This window comes from Glutamicibacter creatinolyticus (genome assembly GCF_006094275.1).
Lineage (GTDB): Bacteria > Actinomycetota > Actinomycetes > Actinomycetales > Micrococcaceae > Glutamicibacter > Glutamicibacter creatinolyticus.
Genome location: NZ_CP034412.1, coordinates 1,488,540 through 1,507,947, shown reverse-complemented (window position 1 = coordinate 1,507,947; position 19,408 = coordinate 1,488,540). Strand labels below are relative to the sequence as shown.

At 61.8% G+C, this 19,408-nt stretch carries 18 protein-coding genes and 1 tRNA gene; 16 read left to right on the top strand and 3 right to left on the bottom strand.

Annotated elements, in window-relative coordinates; translation table 11 throughout:
* Window positions 1-84 precede the first annotated feature (84 nt).
* The 9 genes from GcLGCM259_RS06815 to GcLGCM259_RS06775 all read left to right on the top strand — a co-directional run bounded on the left by GcLGCM259_RS06815 (window position 85) and on the right by GcLGCM259_RS06775 (window position 8,216).
* Complete coding sequence (locus tag GcLGCM259_RS06815) at window positions 85-1,038, top strand: tyrosine-type recombinase/integrase (protein ID WP_175419358.1); 954 nt, start codon at window positions 85-87, stop codon at window positions 1,036-1,038.
* A 258-nt stretch (window positions 1,039-1,296) separates the two neighbouring features.
* Window positions 1,297-2,949, top strand: coding sequence for an ATP-binding cassette domain-containing protein (locus tag GcLGCM259_RS06810; protein ID WP_138926163.1), 1,653 nt, complete (start codon window positions 1,297-1,299; stop codon window positions 2,947-2,949).
* A 206-nt stretch (window positions 2,950-3,155) separates the two neighbouring features.
* Entirely contained in the window at window positions 3,156-3,416 is a 261-nt protein-coding gene (locus GcLGCM259_RS06805; protein WP_138173785.1) for a GlsB/YeaQ/YmgE family stress response membrane protein, read from the top strand.
* 1,429 nt (window positions 3,417-4,845) lie between these two features.
* Window positions 4,846-5,535, top strand: coding sequence for an HNH endonuclease (locus tag GcLGCM259_RS06800; protein WP_175419357.1), 690 nt, complete (start codon window positions 4,846-4,848; stop codon window positions 5,533-5,535).
* On the top strand, window positions 5,532-6,173 hold the full coding sequence (locus GcLGCM259_RS06795) for a hypothetical protein (protein WP_138926161.1): 642 nt from the start codon (window positions 5,532-5,534) through the stop codon (window positions 6,171-6,173). The genes GcLGCM259_RS06800 and GcLGCM259_RS06795 overlap by 4 nt, the downstream gene beginning before the upstream one ends.
* Window positions 6,170-6,457 (top strand): nucleotidyltransferase domain-containing protein, encoded by a 288-nt coding sequence (locus tag GcLGCM259_RS06790; protein WP_138926160.1) that lies wholly within the window; start codon window positions 6,170-6,172, stop codon window positions 6,455-6,457. The genes GcLGCM259_RS06795 and GcLGCM259_RS06790 overlap by 4 nt, the downstream gene beginning before the upstream one ends.
* A gap of 297 nt (window positions 6,458-6,754) precedes the next feature.
* Window positions 6,755-7,096 carry a transposase gene (locus GcLGCM259_RS15840; protein ID WP_138926159.1) on the top strand — a complete coding sequence of 114 codons (342 nt, stop codon included), beginning with the start codon at window positions 6,755-6,757 and terminating at the stop codon, window positions 7,094-7,096.
* A gap of 264 nt (window positions 7,097-7,360) precedes the next feature.
* Window positions 7,361-7,870, top strand: coding sequence for an ImmA/IrrE family metallo-endopeptidase (locus tag GcLGCM259_RS06780; RefSeq protein WP_217496563.1), 510 nt, complete (start codon window positions 7,361-7,363; stop codon window positions 7,868-7,870).
* Window positions 7,860-8,216: a hypothetical protein gene (locus GcLGCM259_RS06775; protein WP_138926157.1), complete on the top strand. Its 357-nt coding sequence runs from the start codon at window positions 7,860-7,862 to the stop codon at window positions 8,214-8,216. Before GcLGCM259_RS06780 ends, GcLGCM259_RS06775 begins: the two co-directional genes overlap by 11 nt.
* Window positions 8,217-8,673: 457 nt before the next feature.
* On the opposite strand, the gene GcLGCM259_RS06770 is transcribed toward GcLGCM259_RS06775, so the two are convergent.
* Window positions 8,674-8,749, bottom strand: a tRNA-Val gene (locus GcLGCM259_RS06770).
* Between the two features lie 546 nt (window positions 8,750-9,295).
* On the opposite strand from GcLGCM259_RS06770, the gene GcLGCM259_RS06765 reads away from it, so the two are divergent.
* Window positions 9,296-9,874, top strand: a complete 579-nt coding sequence (locus GcLGCM259_RS06765) for a hypothetical protein (protein ID WP_138926156.1) — start codon at window positions 9,296-9,298, stop codon at window positions 9,872-9,874.
* A 3-nt stretch (window positions 9,875-9,877) separates the two neighbouring features.
* On the opposite strand, the gene GcLGCM259_RS06760 is transcribed toward GcLGCM259_RS06765, so the two are convergent.
* A complete protein-coding gene (locus GcLGCM259_RS06760) occupies window positions 9,878-10,333 on the bottom strand; it encodes a redoxin domain-containing protein (RefSeq protein WP_175419356.1) in 456 nt (151 codons plus the stop codon).
* A 5-nt stretch (window positions 10,334-10,338) separates the two neighbouring features.
* Window positions 10,339-10,755, bottom strand: coding sequence for a DUF3052 domain-containing protein (locus GcLGCM259_RS06755; protein ID WP_054821583.1), 417 nt, complete (start codon window positions 10,753-10,755; stop codon window positions 10,339-10,341).
* Window positions 10,756-11,113: 358 nt separating this feature from the next.
* Between GcLGCM259_RS06755 and aceE the strand changes: the two genes are divergently transcribed.
* From aceE to GcLGCM259_RS06725, 6 genes are all read left to right on the top strand, one after another.
* Window positions 11,114-13,858 carry a pyruvate dehydrogenase (acetyl-transferring), homodimeric type gene (gene aceE / locus GcLGCM259_RS06750; RefSeq protein WP_138926154.1) on the top strand — a complete coding sequence of 915 codons (2,745 nt, stop codon included), beginning with the start codon at window positions 11,114-11,116 and terminating at the stop codon, window positions 13,856-13,858.
* A 195-nt stretch (window positions 13,859-14,053) separates the two neighbouring features.
* The gene (locus tag GcLGCM259_RS06745; protein ID WP_138178410.1) at window positions 14,054-15,262 is read left to right on the top strand and encodes a PucR family transcriptional regulator; all 1,209 of its coding nucleotides are present in this window, start codon (window positions 14,054-14,056) and stop codon (window positions 15,260-15,262) included.
* A gap of 221 nt (window positions 15,263-15,483) precedes the next feature.
* Window positions 15,484-16,404, top strand: a complete 921-nt coding sequence (locus GcLGCM259_RS06740) for an ACP S-malonyltransferase (RefSeq protein ID WP_138926153.1) — start codon at window positions 15,484-15,486, stop codon at window positions 16,402-16,404.
* Window positions 16,405-16,451: 47 nt separating this feature from the next.
* A complete protein-coding gene (locus GcLGCM259_RS06735; protein WP_138926152.1) occupies window positions 16,452-17,531 on the top strand; it encodes a beta-ketoacyl-ACP synthase III in 1,080 nt (359 codons plus the stop codon).
* Window positions 17,532-17,668: 137 nt separating this feature from the next.
* Window positions 17,669-17,914, top strand: coding sequence for an acyl carrier protein (locus GcLGCM259_RS06730; RefSeq protein ID WP_054821937.1), 246 nt, complete (start codon window positions 17,669-17,671; stop codon window positions 17,912-17,914).
* Between the two features lie 176 nt (window positions 17,915-18,090).
* Window positions 18,091-19,329, top strand: a complete 1,239-nt coding sequence (locus GcLGCM259_RS06725) for a beta-ketoacyl-[acyl-carrier-protein] synthase family protein (RefSeq protein WP_138178412.1) — start codon at window positions 18,091-18,093, stop codon at window positions 19,327-19,329.
* Window positions 19,330-19,408 lie beyond the last annotated feature (79 nt).

Genomic DNA, 19,408 nt, shown 5'->3' with positions numbered 1-19,408 from the left:
GGGAGGCAAGAGGTGGAACCAGCAGCCGAGCGCGCAAACCCGCCGGCACGCCCGGGACCCGGCAGTCCCGCCCCGGGACCCGTGGTGGGCGATCTTTTGCGCCTGTGGCAGGCCAGCAGCCTGCACTGGCGGGCCTCGACCCGCATCGCGGCGGCCTCGGACATCCGCGCCCACCTCATGCCCTACTGGGGCCGCTGGCAGTTGGAGGCGATCCGCCGGCGGGACATCCAGGCGTGGGTGGCCCACCTGGACTACGCCCCGCGCACCGTGGACACCATTTTCGGCCGGTTCCTGGCGTTCCTTTCCTGGTGCGTGGATGAGGAACTGCTGCAGAAGAACCCGGGCCACAAGATCCGCCTGCCGCCGCCAAACCCGCGCGAACACGTGTTCCTCACCGTGGCGCAGGTGCGGGCCCTGGCCGATTCCGCCGGCGAACGCGACGCGCCGCTGATCTGGCTGCTGGCCAGCACGGGCCTGCGCATCGGGGAGGCGGTGGAACTGCGTGGCCGGGACCTGCAGCCGGAACTGCGCCGGCTGCGGGTGGAGCGTTCGGTGGTGTTCGTCAACGGACGGCCCGCGGTGGTGGGACCACCCAAGAACGGGCAACCGCGCAGCGTGGCGCTGACCGCGCAGCTCATGGGGCTGCTGCAGCCCCTGGCCGCGCCGCACGATCCGGACCGGCTGCTGTTCACCAGCGCCCGCGGAGCCCAGATCCGGCCCAACAACTTTCGGCGCCGCAGCTTCACCCCGGCCGTGCTGGCGGTCAACGCCGCGGCCCGGGACGCCGGGCCGCAGGCGGTCCGGCTGCCCGAACGGCTGCGGGTGCACGATCTGCGGCATACGGCCGCCAGCTGGATGGTCGCCTCCGGCGCCTCGGTCAAGGTGGTGCAGCGGATGCTGGGGCACGCCACCGCGGCCATCACCCTGGACACCTATGCGGGGCTGTTCGACCACGAACTCGATGACGTCGCCCGGCGTCTGGACCGGATGCTCACGGACAATCCCGATGGGGACGCAAACCGCAAGGACGCGCGGTGAGCCACGACCCCGACCACGATTCGCTCACACCCACTGTTGCCGCACCGGCGCCGCGTGCTAGCGTTGAAGCATGCAATATTTGCTGTTCCTCTAACGGTGATCGCGGCCAGCCGCGCTCGTTGAGCCTGCTCCGAGCGCGTGGTCATGCGTCCATGACCCCAGTGGTCACCGTTTTGCGTGCCCCCACACCCCTTGTCAGTGCCTGGTCTATTCTGCCCTGCCTGCTGCGGTGCGGCGCGCCCACCCAAAAGGAACACCGTGCCTATCACTCCCCCAACCTTCCCTGCCCGTTCGCGCGCCCAAATCGTCCTGTCCGACATCTGGCTGGCCCTGGGCGCCAACCCCATCCTGCGTGGGGTGGACCTCGTGGTCACCCCCACCTCCCGCATCGCCGTGGTCGGGGAAAACGGCCGCGGCAAATCCACGCTGCTGCACGTGCTCTCCGGGCACCTGACCCCCGACAGCGGCCAGGTCACCCGCATCGGCACCCTGGGCATCGCCGAACAGGAGATGTCCACCGACGATCAGCGCACCGTGGGTGAAGTCGCCGCCGCGGCGGTCCGGCACGCGGTCGCGGCACTGGAGCAACTCGATGCCGCGGCCACCGCCTTGTCCGAGGGAACACCCGGCGCCGATGACCGCTACGCCCAGGCCCTGGAACTGGCCCTGGCGCTGGACGCCTGGGACGCCGAACGACGGGTGCGGGTGGCCATGGAGGCCCTGGACGCCGAACCGGACTGGAGCCGGCCGCTGGCCGAGCTCTCCGTCGGCCAGCGCTACCGCGTGCGTCTGGCCTGCCTGATCGGCGGCGATGACGACTTCCTGCTGCTCGATGAGCCCACCAACCACCTGGACCGTGCCGGGCTGGACTTCCTGACCACCGCGCTGAAGTCCCGCCACGGCGGGGTGGTCATCGTCAGCCACGACCGGGCACTGCTCGCCGACGTCGCCGAGACCCTGATCGACCTAGACCCCACCTACGATGACCGTCCGCGCGTCTACGGCGGCGGATACGCCGGCTACCGTGAGGGACACCGGGCCGAACTCGAGCGCTGGGAACAGCAATACGCGGCCCAGCAGACCGAGCGGTCCCGGCTGCAGGATGACCTCAGCGCAGCCCAGAACCGGCTCATCAGCGGGTGGCGTCCGGAGAAGGGCACCGGAAAACACCAGCGGGCCACTCGCGCCGGTGGACTGGTGCAAAGCGTCCGCCGCCGGCAGGCGGCCCTGGACGCCCAGGCGCTGACCGTGCCCGCTCCCCCACAGGCCATGCACTTCCCCGAGCTGACCTCCCGGGCCGGTGCGGCACTGGTCACCGCGGACGCCGTAGGTGTCCGTGGCCGGCTGGCCCCGGTGTCGCTGACGGTGCGCGGCCGCAGCCGGCTGCTGATCACCGGGCCCAATGGTGCCGGGAAATCAACTCTGCTGGCGATCCTTGCGGGGGAGCTGCACCCGGATCAGGGAGCAGTTCACCACTCGGCCCACGCCCGGCGTGCCTTCCTGCAGCAGGAGTCCGCGCTTCCGTTGGAGCAGCGGGCGAGCACGGTCTACGCCAATCAAGTGGACCGGCTGGTCGCCGCCGGTATGGTGCCCGACAAACGGGTGGTGGGGTTGGCGAGCCTGGGACTGCTGCGCTCGGCGGAAATGAACAAACCGGTGGGAGACCTGTCCATGGGACAGCAGCGCCGGCTCGACCTCGCGCTGGCCCTGGCCGCACGACCGAACCTGCTGTTGCTCGATGAGCCGACCAACCACCTGTCCATCACGCTGGTGGACGAGTTGACCGAGGCCTTTGATGCGACCGAGGCCGCGATTGTGCTTTCCAGCCACGACCGGCAGCTGCTCCGGGATCTGGGGCACTGGCCCCAGCTGGAGCTTCAGCCGGCCTCTGGCAAGGAGCCGAATATCTAACCGTTGTTGCCACCACCCGGTGCTGGATTCCGCCATTGGGTTGTGATCCCAGCTCGCCACGGTGTGTTTCACGTCGTATTTTGATTTTCCTCGTGGCGTGTCCTTGCAGATGTGCGCACCCAATTCCATACTTGCGGGTAATGTTTTCCGGGTGCATCACAGTCCTGATGCTGAACGAAGTCACTCGATCCGTTTAGGAGGAAGTAATGGGTTTCATAGGTTGGATTGTTTTGGGCCTGATTGCCGGTGCGATCGCGAAAGCGATCAAGCCAGGTGAGCAAGGTGGCGGCTGGCTCGTGACCTTGCTGCTGGGTGTCGTTGGCGCCATCGTTGGCGGTTGGATTGGATCCGCGATCTTCGGAGTCGGAGTGGACGAATTCTGGTCCCTGTCAACCTGGTTGCTGGCCATCGGCGGTTCGCTGATCGTCCTCGTTATTTGGGGACTGCTCACGCGCAAGCGGGCTTAACCTGCACGACTGAACGGGGTCTTACCTTTTGGGTAAGGCCCCGTTTTTTATCCTCGTGCGCTTTCCAGCGCTCGAAGGGACCTACAATCTGGGCGAAGGCTTGGGGTGAAGTTCCTTTTTCTGGATTGCAAGCCAAGACGGCAGAAAACTTAGGAGCTTGGTTGCCAGTCCCTTTGAATGGCAATGACGATCGAATGCGTTATACGACGTTTTACATGGCGATCTCGGAGGGGGGAATTGTGCCGTATGAGCACCCCTCTGGAGGACCCTTCGCTCATACTATGCAGGAGCATGGTCATAGCGGCAGGTCCATGTACCTGGACTCGGGCGACACCAGGAGAGGCTTTAAACGTTGGAACTGTAATGCCCAAGGCCCCGACAACTTGGCCGGAGCCAGTGGTCCCCACGGGGCCACTTTAGTGTGGCCATAGGGGCGGGAATTAGCGGATTCAAGGAGTCCCTTCCACGCGCGTAGATCCAGCGCTCCCCTGCGTAGATACTATGTTGCGTCACTAGATTACCTCCGGCAGGCGATGCCTTATCCGTTGCGCTAAGCGGTTACCTGCTCTAGGCGACATGGCTGCCGGCTGGCATACGTCAACAAGACGTCTGAAAAGGTTCGGGTGACTCTGATATGTGCAGAGAGAATGCCAAATGTTAGTCCATGGACGAATTCGACAATCCTCGGCGAACCATTGTCACGGACGACTGCTTATGCCCAAATTAGACCTACAAAGCGTCTACAGAAGCTAACAATAATGCTCACTCATGACTACCAAGAGAGCTCACCTGGATGGTCCGTTATGGAGGTAAAGTTTGTGCCGCCCAGTTCACTGATTCGGTTTCGTAGCCGTTTTGGTTCAAGCACCCCCGCTCACACTGACTTCAAAATCGATCTTCATGGTGCCAGCAACTTGTCTGACGGCAGCGGTTCATTTGACCTTAATAATAAAAGCCCCTGAGCATGTATACGTGGGCAGGATTCGCGACCGATATTCGAACAGCCAGGATTTCGAAATCAGGGGGACGCCTCCGGAATAAGCGGAAGTTGCTTTTAAAAGCAGCAAAAATCCACAGCACATTTTGACGATCGAGGAGGTCGACACTGCATGGAAGAAACACCTCAAAAACCTTAATGGTGCTGCTTCGCGCCCCCGAAATGTATAGGTCCTGTCACGCCCCCAAGACTCGATCTGCTTAAGACGTGCGGAGGCTAGTGAACGAGGTGGCGAAGACGAGAAAGTCGGTGACACCGCTGCGCGGGCAAACAAGACTGCTATGAGAAAGATTTTGGAGCAAGTACGAGGCCGCACTAAACGATGGTCCCGTAATCTTGACTAACTATACTCACGTCGTAGCCAAGCAAAATAATTGGCACTTCCAACCGGTATTACTAGTACGTCGGAGACGTTCTGGCACAATAGTCCACGTGACTTATCGCAAGAAAATTTCAAGGGTTGAGCAAGACTACCTTTGGTCCGAATCGGGCGGTCACTGTCAAAACCCTGTATGCCGCCGAGACTTACACACTATTTTAAGGCGGAAAACAGTCTCAGAACTGGCCCACATCATCCCTGCGAGTATCGATGGACCGCGCGGTGAGAATGAACGACATCTGAACGAAGACGAAAGAGCCGCAGCGAGCAACATCTTGGTGCTCTGTCCGACATGCCACACGATGATCGATAAAGATCCTGCTGAGTACCCGACTGAGTTGCTCCGTTCGTGGAAAGCAGCGAGCGTCTCGGCGCGCACTTCCGCCTTCGGAACTCCGCAATACGAGACACGGATGGATGCCCGCGAACGATTAGAGTCCCTACTTGCGAAAAACCGGGCAGTATTTGAGATGTATGGTCCCCAAGAAGGCGTCTACGACGACGATCGCGCACACCAGTGGGCGGCACTGGTGAAGTCGGCTGTGATCCCCGTGAACGCTCAGATTCTCGCCCATATTCGAGCCAACGAGCACCTTCTCACTCCCGCTGAGGTGGCAGTAACGGCCAAGCTCGAACTCCACATCCGCCAATTCGAAGAACGGCACCTATATGGTGATTGGTCGGCAAGGACTATAAGATTTCCACAAGCTGTTCGCAACCTATTTCGAGAGGAGACCGCATGACTATCCAAGCCTGGGTGGAGGAAAAACTCTCAAAGAGTGAAATCGACACAGAATCAAACGGAGATAACGGAATCCTGACAATTTGCGAAGGACGTGCGCGTCTGATCGTAGTGGCTGAGCCAGGTCCTTCACCTCTTGGGTTTGATGAACTCGATGCCATACTCGATACATACCCAACATGTGAAGCAATAGTTCTTATCCGACGATTTCCAGACAATGGGGTCTTCGAAGCTGCGAGGGCACGGGGCGTGCTGCTTGACACGTTCGGCAAAGTTTTGAAGGCGCTAAAGTTGCAGACTCCTCTACACGAGTTCCAAGATAACGATGAAAGCTATCTGCGATCGCGGCTCATTCGACACGGCAAAGTCAGCGATATTGTTCGAATCGGACTCGCAGCCTGGAGGATTGAGCGCCTAGGACTGCGTGATTTGATCGTCATCACACACGACAGATACGAATTCCCAGTTGACGAGCTCTATGAGCGCTTAGATGCGCATCCCAATTTAGAACCCGACGCATTCATAATCACTAACCCCAACACGAACGGTTTGAGCACGCGGGTCACGGCCGCAGCGATGGAAACTGGGGTGGAGATCCACTTACTAAAAGCTATATTCACTAGGCTCAACGAAGATTGAATGCGCTGAACAATCGCTGGCCAGATCTCAAACATCTTATAATGCTCGCGAGTCAAGCCGGCGCGAGTCAGATTTGGCTTTTTGGATCGGCGCTGCATTCGCCTGCGCCTCGAGACCTAGATGTTTTGATTGTCTACGTCAACGAGAACGTTCCCCGCGTGTTGCGGTCACTCATGTTCCTTGAACTTCTTAATCCTCCCATCGACCTGATCGCAATGACTCCCGACGAAGTGAAGGAGCTCAATTTCCTCGCGAGAATGCCCGCCGCCCGCCTCTACCCATAGCGTTCTATTCGATCGCTTCATCGCAAAAGGATATGGATTCTTCTAAGTTTGAGTCTCTTCGACCATTCGGGTTGGCAGCGAGTCAAAAACAACCGGCCTTTCGGAAGTAGGCATGGAAGTCAGCACTTCAGTCTCATTAACCTGGGAGTTCTTGAAAACATATTTAACTACCACCTGCTGAGCTGTGTTAATTCCACTCGACTCCGCCTCTCTTCGTGCAGTGCAGTCGCCGCGGCCACGGCGTTCGCTGGCAATGTGAGATATCGGGCACGGAGCTGGTGTGAAAACAGGACCAAAATGCTAAAGGCCCGCCGGCCGGTCAAGTTGCCTTACTGGTCCTACACAGCGAATCAGGCCTGGGAGATTCTGGCGGTGCTGTCCGTGAACTTCACTTCCTGGATCCAGCTGGTCATGCTTACGGTCAGGCGTCCTGCTGGCTGTTGGGATGTGAAGCGGTGGCGGTACCGGTTGTATGCAGTTGCCGGGAAACTGATCAGCAATAGTAGGCAAACCCGACTGCTCATCCTTAAAATGGCACCGGAATCAGCGCTATTGATGCAGATGTTAGAACAAGCTCACACAGGGTATCCGGAGTGGCGACACGGCCACCTTGCCCATCAACGAGATGAGAGACCATGACCGGAACAGTGGAGCCCGGCCCCCACACCAATGACCTCGGTGTCACCAACGACCTAAAGCAGGAGAAACCCGCCGACTCCGGGAAAAACCAGAAATCAGCGGCCCTCAACGCTCTGATAAAACCTCTGGGTTAAGGCGCGCCTCACGGTGAGCGAAACGGTTGCCGAAAAACAAGGATCTCCATGACCTGGTTGACAGAATGACATATAATAATAGGTACACATACAGCAGAATATGGAGATATCCGCCGCGGAGGTGGCAACAGTGGCTGAACTAGTTTGGGAATCTGCGCAGCGTCTTGCAACTGACACGCTTTCTACCCACTGGGCAGACAGTAGTTTTCCGGTTGATCCATTTAGAATTGCTAAGAAACTCGGAATAGATGTGTCAGTGGCTCCCTTGCCGGATAATCTTTCCGGCATGATTGTTGGGCAAGGGGACTTAATCCGGGCATACGTTGATTCGTCTGAACCGGTAACTCGCCAGCGTTTCACTTGCGCCCATGAAGTTGGGCACTACATCGAGCGAATGGAACTAGCAAACGACGATGATTACTCTTTTGAGGATAAACGCGGAAGTGGGCATTACGACTTACACGAATTCTTTGCTGATGAATTTGCAGGAAATCTTCTGATGCCCCGCTCGGAAATTGATCGGCTTAAGAGTGCTGGGTATTCACTGGTTCGAATCGCGGGTCATTTTGGTGTATCCCCGCAAGCCCTGCGACAGAGGCTTACACGACTAGCTAAGATCGACGCTGCCATTGCTCGATAAATTCGAACAATTCGTCACGGCGTCAGCTGAAGCTCTAATTGACGATAAGCCCAGAAGCCGCTCTACAACTAATAAAGCTGACGAAGTCGATAAACTCGAAGCTAAAAGATTAAAGCAAGCTCACCGGTTCAGAAAGAGACTATTTCGACATTCGTTGTGGCTTGTTTGGATCTCTTTGGGAACTTGCGTGGTAGTCGTGCTCTGGGCACACTTCCGCGGAACCAAACTTGAAGACGGCGTGGCAATAGCCTTTCTAACTGGTACAACAGTTGAAATTATTGCCGTGCTGGCGATTATCGCCAACTACCTGTTCCCCAAAGATCGTGGAATAGGGAACGGTTCCTGATGCGCCAAGACCGCACCACCTTCGTACAGCGGATGAACTCATAGTCGCTACTGCACGAATCAGTGCAGTAGCGCATCCATGTTCACGCCAACGACTATGATGCGCTGGACACGTACTCGACACGCAGCCCCAAGCTACGTCTCTACCGCTGGCCATAGTTGATCAAGTTCGGGTATACCGAAAAATCGTCCAGCCAACATTCGACCGTACTACGAGTGCGGGCTCTTTGGACATGTACGCCGGAGTGTTGGGTCAGGACTTGGATGTCGTGGCACTTCGCGTGCAGGGGCTATTGAGTTTTGCGGCGTATCTTTACTACTTCCCTACGACTCTTTGTGCAGGCACGAACACGGAAACTTCTGGAAATACGCGGAAGTTTGGGCGGCGGAAAACAGGCCAGCAAACAGGAAAACCTGCTCTGACTAATCTTTTACGACGAGTCGGAGCAGGTTTTGTGTGGTGGGCCCTACCGGGATCGAACCGATGACATTCACGGTGTAAACGTGACGCTCTACCAGCTGAGCTAAAGGCCCTTGACCTGCGACAAGAGGAAAAACCTTCCTGCCAACAGGGAACAACTTTACTGGAACCCGGGTGCCCGGGCAAGCCGGGGAAGCGTGAGCTGCGTCTCTCCCACACAAAAAAAGCTCCGGGGGTTGGCTGGTTGGGCATCGTCCACTCTTCTGAATCTGCCGTTGAAATGACAGATAAATGCAGACCTTCACTTTTGTCCGTCCTGAAAATTGTGGCTGTTTCCCGACTTCCTCGTCTTGGAATAGGGCTATATCCTGCCGGAAATCCACATGGCCGGAATCCTCGCAATTAGCCTTGGATACTGTTCGCTCTCTCCCTTCGCACCCGTTATCACGAGCAGACGGGGGCAGCAGGAGAAAATGACAAACACGATCCTTCTCGGTTGCGGATTGCATGCTCTAGCGGTGCTTTTATGCAGTCGCCAATAGGCGCGGTAAGAGGGTCAGCTTATGGAGTGAAGAAAACCGGCCTTCTGGATCTTCTAACGGAACCCGCCAGCCCATGTGACTACGATTGAGTTGAGCAAAAAGCGAGAGGATCAAAGGATGGGCGATTTGTGGAATGACGGACTGGCTTTAGCCACGCTGATCGCCGGCCTTGCCGTATTCGCTAGTGCGGTTCTTGCTTTTATCAGTGGGGTGTTGACGCGCGCTGGCGAAATGGAACAAAAAAGAAAGGCTGTTTCAGCTGAGGCGATATCGAAAGTGTACGCCCTTGAATCTGCCCTAAGGAACTATCACGTGCCTGGCGCGGAGTTTGGCCCGGACGATCAGTTGATACGGACCGAGACAACTATCGACCGAGTCAAAGACGGGGCCTATGAGACGCTCCTGCTACTCCATTCAATCGGTACTAAACCTCTTGCTATAGCTGCAGCCGTTCTTGCTAACCGTTTGACAATTGCCATAAGCGTTTTGCACCCAACCACCGGCGCTGGCTTGCAAAACGATTTCGACGGTTCTGAGGAAATCCTTGAAACACTCTCACAATCGAGGATGCTACTAAGTCGGCTATCCCGCTCAAGTCGCTTTTCCCGCCAATGGATCCTCTTGTTCGCGAACCAGCAGAGCCCTCTGAAAAAGAAGAATTTCCAACCGAGTCCACTTTTTGAAGAGAGACTTTGACGACTAGAAAATATCCCGCTGGCTCAGAATTTGACGATACTGATCTAGTTTCCGCGGCTCACTGATTCCGGACGCGAAACGATCAGTAATAACCCCGTTGTGGACATGAATCGTGACCCGCCGGGCGACCCCGCGCTCGACATCAAAGGCGTCAAAGAGTTCGGCCACCTGCCCGTGTGGCCAGAAGTCGGCGAGCAGTACGAATTCGAAGCCCTCCTGCTCGGCATAGGTGCGCAGCGAGAACTTATGATCCACGGAGATGGCCACCAGGCGCACATCGGCGTCACGAAACTCGGGCAGATGGTGCTGCAGTTCGGCCAGCTCTCCCCCGCAAACGCGCGAAAATGCCCACGGGAAGAACACGATGATGCTCCGGCCCGTGGACAGATCCTGGCTGGTGACCTGCTCCCCGTACTGATTCTCCAGACTAAAGTTTGGAAGTTTCGTTCCGGGTTGCACGGGCGTTAGTGCTTGCGTCGCTGGACCAGCCGGATGGCGGACCATTCCTTGGACACGCCCTCGGCGTTGGTCATGTGCAGCCCCGCGGTGGGGGCGTCCTGCTGCACCAGGGTCGGTGAGACGTGGCCTTCGCGCCCCTGCTTCGGGGTCAGCAGCCACACCACGCCGTCGTCTTCCAGGCTGGCCAGGGCGTCCATGAGGGCATCGGCCAGGTCGCCGTCGCCATCGCGCCACCAGTAGATGACCGCATCTACGACGTCGTGGTCCTCTTCGGTGAGCAGCTCCGAGCCGATCAGATCCTCAATGGAATCGCGAAGGTCATAATCCACGTCGTCGTCATAGCCGAGTTCCTGGATCAGATCTTCCTCTTTGAAGCCCATCTTCTTTGCGGGCTCCACACTTGCCGATACGGCGTCGCTCACTTGTTTCCTCCTGCTGGTGCAAAGCGTTACTACCAACGAAACACGCTTTTCCCCGCGCGTTCAAGCGCCAGCGGGCCAACACGCCGGGATTTTTGGTTTCCCGATCCCGTGTTACACGTCTCCAAGTCATGACCATTACGCAACATGACCTTGTACGCAGTTTCATAGGTCACCGAAAATCAGCGGTTTTTCTTCTCACAGCATGAAAACTTGTCCTCAAAATACCGGAATGCGAACTAGAGTTGATGACGAACGGGCGTAGCACGCCACTCCAGTGCGCCACCGCCCGTAGTCCCAAACTCATCGCGGTGTCTGAAACTCACCACCGGGATGTAGCCGCTTCAATAAAGGAGTAACCGTGGCTGTCGAGGAACACATCTCCCAGATCCGTAGTGGTCTGACGTATCAGTTATCCGACCGGGATCCGGAAGAGACCCAGGAATGGTTGGATTCCTTTGACCAGCTGGTCGAGTCGCAGGGCACCGAGCGGGCCCAGTTCATTATCCGGTCGTTGCTGCAGCGGGCCGGGGCGAAGTCGGTGGGCGTGCCGATGGTCACGACCACTGATTATGTGAACACGATCCCGGTGGATCAGGAGCCGGTGTTCCCCGGGGACGAGGCGATCGAGCGCCGGTACCGGGCGTACATGCGCTGGAACGCGGCGATCATGGTGCATCGTGGCCAGCACCCGGATATCGGGGTGGGTGGGCATATTTCCACCTATGCCGGGGCGGCGACGTTGTACGAGGTCGGGTTCAACCACTTCTTCCGTGGCCAGGACCATCCCGGGGGTGGGGACCAGATTTTCTTCCAGGGCCACGCCTCGCCGGGCATGTACGCGCGCGCGTTTTTGGAAGGTCGCCTTTCGGAGCAGGACATGGACGGGTTCCGGCAGGAGAAGTCGAAGCAGGGCCATGCCCTGCCCTCCTACCCGCACCCGCGTTCGATGCCGGAGTTTTGGCAGTTCCCGACCGTGTCGATGGGGTTGGGTCCGGCCAACGCGATTTACCAGGCCCAGTTGAACCGGTACCTGCACAACCGGGGCATCAAGGACACCAGTGATCAGCACGTGTGGGCGTTCTTGGGTGATGGTGAGATGGATGAGCCTGAATCGCGGGGATTCTTGCAGCTGGCGGCCAATGAGCGGTTGGATAACCTCACGTTCGTGATCAACTGCAACCTGCAGCGCCTGGACGGGCCGGTGCGGGGCAACGGGAAGATCATGCAGGAGCTGGAGGCGTTCTTCCGCGGCGCGGGCTGGAACGTGATCAAGGTGGTGTGGGGCCGTGAGTGGGATGCCCTGCTGGATGCCGATGACACCGGTGCGCTGGTGGAAGTGATGAACCAGACCCCGGATGGGGATTACCAGACGTACAAGGCCGAGTCCGGCGCGTTCGTGCGTGAGCATTTCTTCGGTCAGCGCCCGGAAACCAAGGAACTGGTCAATCACCTGTCCGATGATGAGATCTGGAATTTGAAGCGTGGCGGGCATGACTACCACAAGGTGTATGCCGCGTATAAGGCCGCGACCGAGTTCAAGGGCAAGCCCACGGTGGTGCTGGCCAAGACGGTCAAGGGGTATGGTTTGGGCCCGCATTTCGAGGCCCGTAACGCGACCCACCAGATGAAGAAGCTGACCTTGGAGGACCTGAAGGGGTTCCGTGATCATTTGCGGATCCCGATCACCGATGAGCAGCTGGAAGCCGACCCGTACCTGCCCCCGTACTACCGCCCCTCCCAGGACTCCGAGGAGCACCAGTACCTGATGGACCGGCGGGCTGAGCTGGGCGGGTTTTTGCCCGAACGCCGCCCGCACAACGAAACCCGGATCAGCCTGCCCGGGCAGAAGTCCTATGAGATCGCCAAGCGCGGGTCGGGCAAGCAGATGGCCGCGACCACGATGGCGTTCGTGCGTTTGCTGAAGGACTTGATGCGGGATAAGGACTTCGGGCACCGGATCGTGCCGATCGTCCCCGATGAGTCGCGCACGTTCGGGATGGACTCGTTCTTCCCCACCAAGAAGATCTACAACCCGGCCGGGCAGAACTACCTGTCGGTGGACCGTGACCTGGTGCTGGCGTACAAGGAATCGGCCTCGGGGCAGTTGATCCATCCCGGGATCAACGAGGCCGGGGCGGTGGCCTCGTTCACCGCGGCCGGGACCTCGTATGCCACCCACGGGGAAGCGTTGATCCCGATCTACGTGTTCTACTCGATGTTCGGGTTCCAGCGCACCGGGGACGCGTTCTGGGCGGCAGCGGATCAAATGACCCGCGGGTTCGTGATCGGCGCGACCGCTGGACGCACCACCCTGACCGGTGAGGGGCTGCAGCACGCTGATGGGCATTCCCCGCTGCTGGCGTTGACCAACCCGGCGGTGGTGGCCTACGACCCGGCCTACGGGTACGAGATCGGGCACATCATGCGTTCAGGCCTGGAGCGCATGTATGGCGGGGAACACCCGGATCCGAACGTGATGTACTACCTGACGGTGTACAACGAGCCGATCATCCAGCCGGCCGAGCCGGAAAACGTGGATGTCGAGGGGATCATCAAGGGCATTTACCTGCTCAAGGAAGCCTCGATTGACGGGCCGCGCGCCCAGCTGCTGGGCTCGGGGGTCGCGGTGCCGTGGGCGTTGGAAGCCCAGGACATCCTGGCCACCGAATGGGGAGTGTCTGCCGATGTGTGGTCGGTGACTTCGTGGAACGAGTTGGCCCGTCAGGGTCAGCACTGTGACCAGGTCATCATGGACGACCCGGGTGCTACGCGTCCGACCCCGTACCTGACCGGTCAGCTGGAATCGGCGACCGGCCCGGTGATCGCGACCAGTGATTACCAGCGGGCGGTGCTTGAACAGGTGCGCCCCTACGTGCCCGGTGAGTACCACACCCTGGGAGCGGACGGGTTCGGGTTTAGTGATACCCGGGCCGCGGCGCGCCGGTTCTTCAAGATCGACGCGCATTCCCTGGTCGTCAAGACCCTGCAGGCGTTGGCTGAGCGGGGCGAGATCCCGGCCGATACCCCGATCAAGGCGCATCAGAAGTATGACCTGAACAACCCCAACGCGGGACGTTCGGGCAACGCTGGCGGCGACGCCTAACCACCCACCCACCGGTTCAACCGGCGGGACTCCCGGCAAACGGTGGCCACACCCCTTCCCCGTGAAGGAGCGTGTGGCCACCGTTTCCCATTTGCCCGGCCATCACGGCACCCGGGGGTGCCGCGTGCCCGCTTCCCGGGGTCAAAAACCGCTTGGCACACGTGGCCCGTGCATCGAACCGATATGCTCATAGACATGAATGAAACGGCCGAAGCTTCGCTGCAGCGCGGACGGCCCAGCCGGCTGGCCAAGCCGAGCCCGGAGACCATCAAGCGGCTCAAATCCCATCTGGGGGTGCTGTCCACCGCGGCGCTGAAGTACCTGGACCAGTCCCTGCCCTGGTACCGCTCCCTGGCCCCGGAGGAACGCGCCGCCCTGGGCCTGGTGGCCCAGAAGGGCATCTCCACGTTCGTGAACTGGTACGAACACCCCGAATCCACCCCGGCCTGGGTGATGACCGACGTGTTTGGGGCCGCGCCCACCGAGCTGACCCGCTCCATCAGCCTGCAAAAGGCACTGGCGCTGCTGCGCACCATCGTGGAGGTCGTTGAATCCCAGGTGCCGGACATCGTCGCCGAATCCGAGCAGGGCCAGGTGCGCGAGGCGGTGCTGCGCTACTCGCGGGAGGTCGCGTTCGCCGCCGCCGACGTGTACGCCCGGGCCGCGGAGACCCGCGGGGCGTGGGATTCGCGCCTGGAGGCGCACGTGGTGGACGCGGTGCTGCACGGCGAATCCCAGGACTCGCTCTCCTCCCGCTTCGCCGCGATCGGCTGGCGCTCCCAGGCGAACATCCGCATCATGGTGGGCACCACCCCCTCCTCTCCCCCGGTGAACTTCGTCTCCGCGCTGCGCCGGGTCGCCACCCGCTACGGGCGGGACTCGCTGGTGGGGATCCTCGGGGACCGGTCGATCCTGATGCTCTCGGACACCAAGTTCGAGGAGATGGACTTGGGGCGGCTCGGCCGGCTGTTCGGTGAGGGGCCGGTGGTCTACTCGCCGCTCGCGCCCACGGTGAAGGAAATGCACTACGGGGCCACGGCCGCGATGGCCGGGTATGCCGCGGCCGCCGCCTGGCCGGAGGCGCCGTGTCCGATCGCCGCCGATGACCTGCTGCCCGAACGGGTGGTCAACGGGGACCAGCTGGCCGCGGACGCGCTGCATGAGCGGGTCTACCAGCCGCTGCAGCACGCGGCGAACGCGCTGACCGAAACCCTGGCCAGCTACCTGGCACTGGGGCATTCGCTGGAGGGCACGGCACGGGAACTGTTCGTGCACGCCAACACGGTGCGCTACCGGCTCAAGCGCGTGAGCGAGGTGACCGGGTGGGACCCGCTGGTCCCCCGCGACGCGTTCGTGCTGCAGACGGCGCTGATGGTCGGGCGGTTGCGTGACGCCCGACGCTAAACCGCTGCCGCTGACCCGAAGCACGGGAGGCCGCCGCAGCTACGGCCCGAAGGGGCAGCTTTGGAGGGTGCGTACACATGCCGGGGGTGTCATCTGCCGAAATTGGCGGGTTTCCTTCGACAGCGGCCCCACTGGTTTTGTAGACTTCCTACAAAGAGGTTCGGCCAGCTTGGTGCCGAAATGATGAGCGCAACCCGCCCCCAATTTGGAAAGCTGTAAGAGTGCTAGCAATTGTATGCCCGGGACAGGGCTCCCAGACCCCAGGATTCTTGAACGACTGGCTGCATGTGGCCGGTGTGCGCGACCATCTGCAGGACCTGTCGGTGATCACCGACCGCGACCTGATCGCCCACGGCACCGAATCCGACGAGGAGACCATCAAGGACACCGCGGTGGCCCAGCCGCTGATCGTGGCCGCCGGGCTGGTCACCGCCCGCGCCCTGCTGGGTGACACCCTGCCGCCGAACACCGTGCTGGCCGGGCACTCGGTCGGGGAAATCACCGCCTCCGCCCTGGCCGGGGCGCTGAGCGAGGGCGATGCGATGACCTTCGTGCGCGAACGCGCCAACGCGATGGCCGAGGCCGCCGCCGAACAGCCCACCGGCATGGCCGCCGTACTTGGCGGGGACCCGCAGGAGGTGCTGGCCGCCATCGAGCAGCACGGGCTGACCGCGGCGAACGCCAACGGCGGCGGGCAGACCGTGGCCGCCGGCACCATGGAGCAGATCAAGGCGCTGAGCGAGAACCCGCCGGCCAAGGCCCGGGTCATCCCGCTGAAGGTTGCCGGGGCATTCCACACCGAGCACATGGCCCCGGCCGTGGGCGTGCTGAAGGAACTGTCGGCCAAGCTGGACCCGGCCGACCCGGCCGTGCCGCTGCTGTCGAACTACGACGGAAAGCCGGTGGCCGACGGCAAGGCGAACCTGGCGTCGCTGGTCGCCCAGGTCTCCCGCCCGGTGCGCTGGGACCAGTGCATGGAGCAGCTGGCCGCCATGGGCGTCACCGGCATTCTGGAGCTGGCCCCGGCCGGCACCCTGGTGGGCCTGGCCCGCCGCGGGCTGAAGGGCGTGAAGACCCTGGCGCTGAAGTCCCCCGAGGACCTGGAGGACGCCCGCAAGTTCGTCAACGAGCACGTGGCCTAACCCGGTTCCCTGCGAACCGATACGACGTGGCGAGGAAAGAAGAGAACATGAGCGCTGTGCTGAACCAGGTGACACCCAACGCCCACAGCCGCATCCTGGGCACCGGAAGCTACCGGCCCACCGTGGTGGTGACCAACCAGGACGTGTGCCAGTGGATCGATTCCTCCGATGAGTGGATCCGCCAGCGCACTGGGATCATCACCCGCTACCGGGCGGATGAGAACACCTCGCTGCTGGACATGTGCGTGGCCGCCGGGCAGGCGGCCCTGGCCGACACCGGCCTGGAGCCGGGGCAGATCGACGCGGTCATCGTCGCCACCGTCACCTTCCCGCACGCCACCCCCTCCGCGGCCGCCGCGGTGGCCGACGCGCTGGGGATGACCCCGGCCCCGGCCTATGACATCTCCGCCGCCTGCGCCGGCTACTGCTACGGGGTCGCCCAGGCCGACGCGCTGGTGCGCTCCGGGCTGGCGCAGAACGTGCTGGTGATCGGCGCGGAGAAGCTCTCGGACTACATTGACAACCATGAACGCACCATCTCCTTCCTGCTCGGGGACGGGGCCGGCGCGGTGATCATCGGCGCCAGCGACACCCCGGGGATCTCCCCCTCGGTGTGGGGCTCGGACGGCTCGAAGTGGTCCGCGATCGGCATGACCCACTCGCAGGTGGAGCTGCGCGAAGGCCTGCTGGGTTCGGCCCTGGCCGCCGGGGCGGGCGACGCCGACCCGCAGCGCGAAGGCGCCGACGCCGCCCAGCCGGACTCCCCGCGCTGGCCGACGCTGCGCCAGGACGGGCAGACCGTGTTCCGCTGGGCGGTGTGGGAGATGGCCAAGATGGCCCGCAAGGCCCTGACCGAGGCCGGGATCGAGGCCAGCGACCTGGCCGCATTCCTGCCCCACCAGGCGAACATGCGCATCATCGACGAGATGGTCAAGCAGCTGAAGCTGCCCGATTCGGTGATCGTGGCCCGGGACATCGCCGAGAACGGGAACACCTCCGCGGCCTCCATCCCGATGGCCATGGACCGGATGCGCCGCGAACACCCGGAGGTCTGCGGCGGGCTGGCCCTGCAAATCGGCTTCGGCGCCGGGCTTGTCTTTGGCGCGCAGGTCGTGCGACTGCCATAAACTAAACAGTTGACGGCAACGTGAAGTTTTCACCAAGCCGGGTGGCATCCCCCAGTCCCGGAGCGATCCGGCGGGGATGACGGTGCCGCCCAGTCATCGTCGGTTGTACCGGCACAACACAAGAAAAGGAGCCTTTCATGGCTAGCAACGAAGAAATTCTGGCGGGCCTCGCCGAGATCGTGAACGAAGAGACCGGCCTGGACGAAGCAGACGTGCAGCTGGACAAGTCCTTCACCGAGGACCTGGACATCGACTCGATCTCGATGATGACCATCGTGGTCAACGCCGAAGAGAAGTTCGACGTGAAGATCCCGGACGAGGAAGTCAAGAACCTCAAGACCGTGGGCGACGCCGTCAACTTCATCGTTTCGGCCCAGGCCTAGTGCCGCACGCCGGTGCAGCGACGTACCGGCGCACCGCGTGACGTGGTCCGGCAGCACAGTAGCTACCTGCCGGACCACGTCCGCCGCTGAGCGTGGCAGCAGCCCTTCCACGCATGTGGTCCGTTGAACGGCCCACCCCCTGATTTTTGTTTTCCCGCCCAGTAGAGAGTTAGACGATGGCGCGCAAAGTAGTGATCACCGGCCTGGGAGCCACCACCCCCATTGGCGGGGATGTGCCCACCCTGTGGGCCAATTCCCTCAAGGGCGTCTCGGGCGCCGCCACCCTCACCGACGAGTGGGTCGAGGAATACCAGCTGCCGGTGACCTTCGCCGCGCGCGCCTCGAACCCGGCCAGCGAAACCCTCTCCCGCGTGGAGATGAAGCGCATGGACCCCTCCACCCAGTTCGCCGTGGTCGCCTCCCGCGAGGCCTGGAAGGACTCGGGTCTGGAAGAGGTCGACCCGGACCGCCTCTCGGTCGCCTTCGCCACCGGCATCGGCGGGGTGTGGACGCTGCTGGACGCCTGGGACACGCTCAAGGCCAAGGGCCCGCGCCGCGTGCTGCCGATGACTGTGCCGATGCTGATGCCCAACGGCCCGGCCGCCGCCGTCTCCCTGGACCTGGGTGCCAAGGGCGGGGCGCACACCCCGGTCTCCGCCTGCGCCTCGGGTACCGAGGCCATGCACGTGGGACTGGATTTGATCCGCAACGGCAAGGCCGACGTGGTCATGGTCGGCGGCGCCGAGGCGGCCATCCACCCGATGCCGATCGCCGCGTTCGCCTCCATGCAGGCCCTGTCCAAGCGCAACGACGACCCGCAGCGCGCCTCGCGCCCCTACGACCTGGACCGTGACGGCTTCGTCATGGGCGAGGGTGCCGGCGCCCTGGTGCTGGAGGCCGAGGAACACGCCCTGGCCCGCGGCGCGCGCATCTACGCCGAACTGGCCGGCTCCTCGGTGACCGCCGACGCGTTCCACATCACCGCCCCGGATCCGGAAGGGCTGGGCGCCACCCGCGCGCTGAAGGCCGCCATGTTCGACGGGCGCATCCAGCCCGAGGACGTCGTGCACGTCAACGCGCACGCCACCTCCACCCCGGTGGGCGACAAGCCCGAGTACACCGCGCTGCGCGCCGCCTTGGGCGATGCGCTGGATGACGTGTGGGTTTCGGCCACCAAGTCGCAGATGGGCCACCTGCTCGGTGCCTCCGGCGCCGTGGAGTCGGTGCTCTCCACCCTGGCGGTCTACCACCGCAAGACCCCGGTGACCATCAACCTGGAGAACCAGGACCCGGACATCCCGCTGAAGGTCGTCACCGGCCAGCCGCAGGAACTGCGCGAGGGCTCGATCGTGGCGCTGAACAACTCCTTCGGCTTCGGCGGGCACAATGCCGTCGTGGCCATCCGCAGCATCTAGCTGCACCAGCCACGCACGCCAGTACAAGGGCGGCCGGCTTCCCAGCACGGGAGCCGGCCGCCCTTTGGCATCTCCACCA

What these genes read in the sequence shown, in the direction of transcription:
- GcLGCM259_RS06795 (WP_138926161.1), top strand. Translation starts at nt 5,532, where the DNA reads ATGACTATCCAAGCCTGGGTGGAGGAAAAACTCTCAAAGAGTGAAATC.
- GcLGCM259_RS15840 (WP_138926159.1), top strand. Translation starts at nt 6,755, where the DNA reads ATGCTAAAGGCCCGCCGGCCGGTCAAGTTGCCTTACTGGTCCTACACA.
- GcLGCM259_RS06765 (WP_138926156.1), top strand. Translation starts at nt 9,296, where the DNA reads ATGGGCGATTTGTGGAATGACGGACTGGCTTTAGCCACGCTGATCGCC.
- GcLGCM259_RS06735 (WP_138926152.1), top strand. Translation starts at nt 16,452, where the DNA reads ATGAGCGCTGTGCTGAACCAGGTGACACCCAACGCCCACAGCCGCATC.
- GcLGCM259_RS06805 (WP_138173785.1), top strand. Translation starts at nt 3,156, where the DNA reads ATGGGTTTCATAGGTTGGATTGTTTTGGGCCTGATTGCCGGTGCGATC.
- GcLGCM259_RS06745 (WP_138178410.1), top strand. Translation starts at nt 14,054, where the DNA reads ATGAATGAAACGGCCGAAGCTTCGCTGCAGCGCGGACGGCCCAGCCGG.
- GcLGCM259_RS06725 (WP_138178412.1), top strand. Translation starts at nt 18,091, where the DNA reads ATGGCGCGCAAAGTAGTGATCACCGGCCTGGGAGCCACCACCCCCATT.
- GcLGCM259_RS06730 (WP_054821937.1), top strand. Translation starts at nt 17,669, where the DNA reads ATGGCTAGCAACGAAGAAATTCTGGCGGGCCTCGCCGAGATCGTGAAC.